Source organism: Pseudonocardia nigra, from assembly GCF_019396355.1.
Lineage (GTDB): Bacteria > Actinomycetota > Actinomycetes > Mycobacteriales > Pseudonocardiaceae > Pseudonocardia > Pseudonocardia nigra.
The window spans coordinates 23,857-30,296 of record NZ_JAHKRK010000073.1 but is presented as its reverse complement, the minus strand read 5'-3'; the positions used below and the strand labels follow the sequence as shown (position 1 = coordinate 30,296).

Genomic DNA, 6,440 nt, shown 5'->3' with positions numbered 1-6,440 from the left:
GGGACCTGCTGCGGCCGATCATCGGCGATGCCCTCGCCGCGGTCCGGCCGACCCCGCGGGAGGTCGCCGGCAGGGGAACTGTGCTGGTCGACGGCACGGTGTGCCCGACATGGGACTGGCGGAACATCCCCGACCTGTACTCGTCCAAGGTGGGCTTCCCCGGGATGAATCTTCAGGTCGCCGCGACCTTGGATGGTGATCTTGTCGCCGTAGGAGAGATCCCGGTGCACGGTGCCCGACACGACGCTCACGCCTATGCCGCGTCCGGACTCGCCAAGGTCCTCGCCAAGGTCCTTGCCGACTTCCCGTCCGTGGCCGACCTGGGCTACATCGGCGTCGACGGCATCGACACCGTCCCGTACAAGAGGCTCCCCGGTATCGACCTCGACCCGAGCCAGATCGAGTTCAACACCGCCCTCAGCAAAATGCGGGCCGCCGTGGAACATGCCATCGCTCATCTCAAGACGTGGCGGATGCTCAGCGAAGAAGGCGGCCGATACCGCGCACCGATCAGCAAGTACCCGAGCGCAGTCAAAGCCATTGTCGGACTATTCTTCTTCGCGGCTTATGAATAAGGCCCCGGGATCGGTCCAGGCGTTCGTCGCGATTGCCGCCGCCTGTGCGGGCGTCGGCGGCTGCGGATTGGCCCGTGGAAGGGGTGGCGGCTCGGCCTGCCGGACGGGGTTGCTGCCGATCCATCGCCACCGCACGGCTCGCGTGAATGCTCCATTGAGCAGGTTGTGGATCTGGCGGACCGACGAGTTACTCATGGGTCGGCACTGGTGGGCTCCGCACCGCTCGTCGCACTCGTGCTCGCGCGCCGTCCGGTGGTCGACGACGCGCTTACCGCGGCAGTGCTTCCTGCAGCGGCGCAGCTCGGAGTAGAAGGAGTCGAGGGTCTCGCCGTCGATTCGCCCGACCTGGAGCACGTCGAGGTAGCGCGCCATCAGCTGACCGACGGTCGCCTTCGTGCGTGGGCTCCGGCGGTCGTCGACCTCGGCCTGCATCCGCGTGCGGGCCTTCTCGGCCAGCTTGCCCGCATCCTTGCCCGCCGGCACGACTTCGCTCAGGTAGTGCCGCTTGCCCGAGATCGGGTCGATGCCGGCATAGACGCGCACGCGCAGCGAGCCGCTGGGCAGGGTCTCGATCTCGCCGCGGTTCCGGCTGCGCCGCGTGGAGCCAGAGGGCGCCATGTAGGGAGGTTAGCAGCGGTTCGCTCCACATATGGCTCCATGTGAAGCGTGCGGCCTAGTGCTATAACGCTCTGACCTTGGTGCCCCCGGCAGGATTCGAACCTGCGACGCACGGTTTAGGAAACCGACGCTCTATCCCCTGAGCTACGAGGGCGACACTCGCATCCTAGGCCACGTGCCGCCCCTGCCCGGACCAGGTCTCCGCCTCGTGGACGACCGTCGGTGCCCGGCCGCCGGGACCGGGGCTCCGGCGCAGAATGGCAAGTCCTGGTTGCCGAGACCGCGAATTCCCTGGAAGCATGGGCGGATGACCGAGACCGAGCCCGAGGACCTCGAGGGCGTGCTCACCGGCGTCGGGCCGAGGCTGCGCCACCTGCGTCAGCAGCGGGGCGTCACCCTCGCGGCGCTGTCGCGGTCCACCGGCATCTCGGTGAGCACGCTGTCGCGGCTGGAGTCCGGCGGTCGCAAGCCCAGTCTCGAGCTGCTGCTGCCGATCGCCAGGGCGCACCGGGTGCCGCTGGACGAGCTCGTGGGGGCGCCGCCGGTCGACGATCCGCGCGTGCGGCTTCGGCCCGTAGTGCGCGACGGGATCACCTACACGCCGCTCACCGCGCAGCCGGGCCAGCTGCAGGCGTACAAGATGACGATCGGGGTGGCCGAGCGCACCGAGCCCGACCCGCGTACGCACGAGGGCTACGAGTGGCTGTACGTCCTCAGCGGGCGAATGCGGCTGGTGCTCGCTGAGCACGACGTCGTCCTGCGGGCCGGCGAGGTGGCGGAGTTCGACACCCGCCTGCCGCACTGGTTCGGGGGGACGGGGAAGGGGCCGGTGGAGCTGCTCAGCCTCTTCGGCCCCCAGGGCGAGCGCATGCACCTGCGCGCCGCCCCGCGGAACCGGCGGTGATCAGCGGGCGCGCAGCGTCAGCAGGGTGACCTCCGGGGGCGAGCCGACCCGCGCGGGCGGGCCCCAGAACCCGACACCGCGCGTCACGTAGAGCCACGTCGGGCCGAACCGGGTCAGCCCGGCGAGGACCGGCTGGTCGACCAGGGCCACCGCGGTGAGCGGCCACAGCTGCCCGCCGTGTGTGTGCCCCGAGATCTGCAGGTCGACGCCGGCGCGCGCCGCGTGCTCGACCATCACGGGCTGGTGCGCGAGGAGCACCACCGGCCGGTCGGGGTCGCGTCCGGCGAGCGCGGCGTCCAGATCGAAGCCGTGGCCGGGCACACCGGAGCCGGCGGCGGTGCGGTCGTCGCACCCGGCGAGGTCGAGCACGGCGGCACCGCGGCGCAGCTCCACCCGCTCGTTGCGCAGCACCCGCACCCCGAGCGTCGGCAGGAACGCCACCCAGTCGGCCGGATCCGAGTAGTACTCGTGGTTGCCGGTGACGAAGTAGGTGGGCGCCGCGAGGTCGGCCAGCGGGGCGGCGTACCCGCCGAGGACGTCGACACCGCCGTCCACGAGGTCGCCGACGACGGCGACGATGTCCGGCCCGGCCGCGTTGACCAGCGCGACGATCTCGGCGAGGTCGCCGCCGTCGACGAGCGGGCCCAGGTGGATGTCGGACACCGCGGCGATGGTGTAGCCGTCGAACTCCGCGGGGAGCCGGTCGAGCAGCACCTCCCGGCGCTCCACCCGCACCCGGCGCGCCACGGCGGCCCCGTAGCCGACCGTGCCCACGGCCACGACGCCGGCGCCAGCCGCGATCACCCGCGAGAGGAAGCGGCGCCGCTCCTCCGACGGCCTGCCCCGTACGAACCGCACCGCCAGCCGCACCAGCTCGCCCACCGCCAGCAGCGCGGCCAGGTACAGCAGCACCGCGAGCCACAGGTACGCCACGTGGTGCAGGGGCCGGGCCGCGTCCGGCGACAGCGCGCGCCTGCCGAGGAACGCGGCGGCGACGGCCAGCCCGAGCAGGACGAACGCCACCGCGGCCGGCCGGCGGACCCGCCGCGCGGCCGTCACGTCGTGGACGGCGCGGCGGTACACGTACAGGTGGATCAGCGCGACCGCCGCCAGCACCACCACCACCGCGAACACCACGGGCCGATCCTGCCCTCCCTGCGCCGCGGGAGCCTCGACCCCCGCGAGTCGCCCCGTTTCGACGCGCGAGTCGCCCCGTTTCGACATGCGAGTCGCCCTGGCGGCTCAGCCGAACAGGCCCCGGCGGCGGCCCAGCTCCTGCAGGTGGTGGCGCAGCGCCGACTCCCAGTCGGTGCGCTCCACCGCGTCGTAGGCCACCGACAACCGGACGACCCGGTCGCCGCCCGCGTCGAGGAACCCGCCGCGGCGGACACCCTCCAGCAGCACGTCCATCCCGTGCGGCCCGGCGAGGAACGTCACCTCCAGCTCGGACACGGCCCGGGCGAACTCGGCGGGCGAGGTGAACTCCAGCTCCTGGTAGAACGGCAGCGCCGATCCCCGGATCCGGCCGCGTTCGAGGTCACTGCGCCGGAAGCGGCACCCGATGCGCTCCAGCGTCGCCAGGATCCGTTCCTGCGCCGGCAGCGGCGCCACCCGGATGGGGTCGAAGTCGCCCTTGTCGAGCGACCGCGCGATCTCCAGCTCGGTGCGCAGCCCGAGCCGCACGCCCGGCAGGTCGCGGCCCCCGAGCACGTTGAACGGGGTCTCCAGCGGGACGTCGATCGAGAACGGCACCGACCGCTGCTCGCCGGGGTGCAGGGGGAAGGCGCCGTGCACCTGCTGCGAGGCGAAGCGCTCGTCGGCGTGGTGCTCGCCGTTGTCGGTCTCCACCTCGACGCGCGCCTCGAGCGCCAGCGCCAGGTACCTGATCTCCTGCTCGACGTCGCCCCCGACGACCTCGATCACGCCGTCGAGCCGCCCGCCGGGCCGGGCGACCGCGGTGTGCACCTCGGTCTCCACGGTGGTGCCGCCGCCGAAGACCGCCTTGAGCCTCTTGAACACGTGCCCCTCCAGATCGTCGCTCGCTACCGCTCCGAGCATGGCCTACGGCGGGGGCACCCGGACGGATGCCGAGTGGTGCGCGGCACAACTACCTCTCAGGCGGGTCTCAGACCGGCCGTCCAGACTGGGCGTATGCGCATCCTCGTGGTCGACGACGACCGGTCCGTCCGGGAGTCGCTGCGCCGCTCGCTCGCGTTCAACGGCTACCAGGTCGAGCTCGCGAACGACGGGCAGGCGGCCCTCGATGCCGTGTCCGCCTCCCGGCCGGACGCGATGGTGCTCGACGTGATGATGCCGCGGCTGGACGGCCTCGAGGTGTGTCGGCGGATGCGCGCGGCGGGTGACGAGTTGCCGATCCTCGTGCTCACCGCGCGGGACGCGGTCTCCGACCGGGTGGCCGGGCTCGATGCGGGTGCCGACGACTACCTGCCCAAGCCGTTCGCGCTGGAGGAGCTGCTCGCCCGGCTGCGGGCGCTGCTGCGCCGCCGCTCGCCGGAGGACATCGCGGCCGCGGCGGGGCAGGGCGGCAGCCCGGTGCTGGAGTTCGCCGACCTCAGCCTCGACCCCGACACCCGCGAGGTGTGCCGGGGCGAGCGCTCGATCAGCCTCACCCGCACCGAGTTCTCGCTGCTGGAGCTGCTGCTCGCCCATCCCCGCCGGGTGCTGACCCGGGCGCAGATCCTCGAGCAGGTGTGGGGCTACGACTTTCCGACCACCGGCAACGCGCTCGAGGTCTACATCGGCTACCTGCGTCGTAAGACCGAGGCCGAGGGCGAGCCGCGGCTGATCCACACCGTGCGCGGGGTCGGGTACGTCCTGCGCGACACCCCGCCGTGAGCGAGCGTGCGAGATCGCGCATCGACACCGTGAGTGCCGTGAGCAGCCCGCCCAAGATCCGCTCCGACGGGTCGACGCCGCGCGTCGAGGTGCTCGATCACCTGTCGCTGCGCTCCCGCATCGGGCTCCTCGCTGCGCTCGTCGCCGCCGTCGCGGTGATCCTCGTGTCGGTGGCGGCGTTCGTCACCGTGCGGGTGAACATCCTGCAGACGCTCGACGCCAACCTCCTGCAACGCGCCACCGCGGCCGCGCAGAGCGAGCTGGCCGACCCGGAGCAGCTCGCGACGCTGCCCACGGAGGCGCTGGGCGCGGGTGACATCCGGCTGGCCCTGCTGCTCGCCGACCGCGGCGCCATCTCCGCCGAGGCGCAGGCGTCGGCTCCTCCGCTGGGCGTGGAGGAGCTCGCGGTGGCGCGCGGGGCGGCCGAGTACTCCGTGCGCACCGGGAAGGTGGGCGACGTCCCGTACCGGGTGGTGGCGGTGCAGGCCGGGCCGGGCCGGGCGCTGGTGATCGCGCAGCGGCTCGACGCGACACAGCAGGTGCTCACGAAGCTGGGGCTGTCGCTGCCGATCGTCGGCGGCATCGGCGTGGTGCTCGCCGCCTTCGCGGGCGTGGCCGTCGCGCGCGCGGGGCTGCGTCCGGTGGACCGGCTCACCGCCGCCACCGAACGGGTCGCCGCCACCGGTGAGCTGCGGCCGATCCCCGTCGACGGCTCGGACGAGCTGGCGCGGCTCACCCTGAGCTTCAACGACATGCTCGGCGCGCTCGCCGCGTCCCAGGAGCAGCAGCGCCGCCTCGTCGCGGACGCCGGGCACGAGCTGCGCACCCCGCTGACGTCGATGCGCACGAACCTGGAGCTCCTGGCGGCGGCGAGCAGGCCCGGCGCGCCGGCGCTGCCGGACGCGGACCGGGCGGAGATCCTCGAGGACGTCCAGGCGCAGGTCGCGGAGCTCTCCACGCTGGTGGGCGACCTCGTGGAGCTGGCGAGGGACGACGCCCCGCTCGTGGTGCACGAGCCGCTGGAGCTCACCGACGTCGTGCTGCGGGCACTGGAACGGGCCCGGCGCCGCGCCGGCGACGTCGAGTTCGTGCCGATGCTCGTGCCGTGGGCGCTCGTCGGCGACGCCACGGCACTGGAGCGGGCCGTGTTGAACCTGCTCGACAACGCCGCGAAGTGGAGCCCGCCGGGCGGCACCGTACGGGTGCAGATGCGACCGCTCGACGAGTGGTCGATGGTGCTCGAGGTCGCCGACTCCGGGCCCGGCATCGCGGAGGAGGACATGCCGCGGGTGTTCGACCGGTTCTACCGCGCCGACACGTCCCGGACGATGCCCGGCTCCGGGTTGGGGCTGGCGATCGTCCGGCAGGTGGCGGTGCGGCACGGCGGCGCGGTCTGGGCCGGCCGGGCGCCGGAAGGCGGCGCCCTGCTCGCGCTGCGGCTGCCCGGGCGCCGCCCGCACTACTGATCACCGGCTCGGGTACTCCGC

The 6,440-nt window shown here is 73.1% G+C and carries 7 protein-coding genes and 1 tRNA gene; 4 read left to right on the top strand and 4 right to left on the bottom strand.

Annotation, left to right across the window (positions count from 1 at the left end):
• On the top strand, positions 1–575 hold a 575-nt coding region (locus tag KME75_RS19325), incomplete at its 5' end, for a transposase family protein (protein WP_219416254.1).
• Here KME75_RS19325 and KME75_RS19320 read toward each other — a convergent pair.
• Both KME75_RS19320 and KME75_RS19315 read right to left on the bottom strand, forming a co-directional pair.
• Entirely contained in the window at positions 549–1,193 is a 645-nt protein-coding gene (locus KME75_RS19320; RefSeq protein ID WP_219416253.1) for a site-specific integrase, read from the bottom strand. The two genes, KME75_RS19325 and KME75_RS19320, sit on opposite strands and share 27 nt — an antisense overlap.
• A gap of 78 nt (positions 1,194–1,271) precedes the next feature.
• Positions 1,272–1,347, bottom strand: a tRNA-Arg gene (locus tag KME75_RS19315).
• A 153-nt stretch (positions 1,348–1,500) separates the two neighbouring features.
• On the opposite strand from KME75_RS19315, the gene KME75_RS19310 reads away from it, so the two are divergent.
• Positions 1,501–2,097, top strand: a complete 597-nt coding sequence (locus tag KME75_RS19310) for a helix-turn-helix domain-containing protein (protein WP_219416252.1) — start codon at positions 1,501–1,503, stop codon at positions 2,095–2,097.
• Here KME75_RS19310 and KME75_RS19305 read toward each other — a convergent pair whose 3' ends face one another.
• Complete coding sequence (locus KME75_RS19305; protein WP_308282899.1) at positions 2,098–3,234, bottom strand: metallophosphoesterase; 1,137 nt, start codon at positions 3,232–3,234, stop codon at positions 2,098–2,100. It lies immediately after the preceding gene.
• A gap of 105 nt (positions 3,235–3,339) precedes the next feature.
• Positions 3,340–4,116 carry a sporulation protein gene (locus KME75_RS19300; protein WP_219416250.1) on the bottom strand — a complete coding sequence of 259 codons (777 nt, stop codon included), beginning with the start codon at positions 4,114–4,116 and terminating at the stop codon, positions 3,340–3,342.
• Between the two features lie 132 nt (positions 4,117–4,248).
• Between KME75_RS19300 and KME75_RS19295 the strand changes: the two genes are divergently transcribed.
• Complete coding sequence (locus tag KME75_RS19295; protein WP_219416249.1) at positions 4,249–4,953, top strand: response regulator transcription factor; 705 nt, start codon at positions 4,249–4,251, stop codon at positions 4,951–4,953.
• A gap of 38 nt (positions 4,954–4,991) precedes the next feature.
• Complete coding sequence (locus KME75_RS19290) at positions 4,992–6,419, top strand: sensor histidine kinase (protein ID WP_219416248.1); 1,428 nt, start codon at positions 4,992–4,994, stop codon at positions 6,417–6,419.
• The last annotated feature ends 21 nt before the right edge of the window (positions 6,420–6,440 follow it).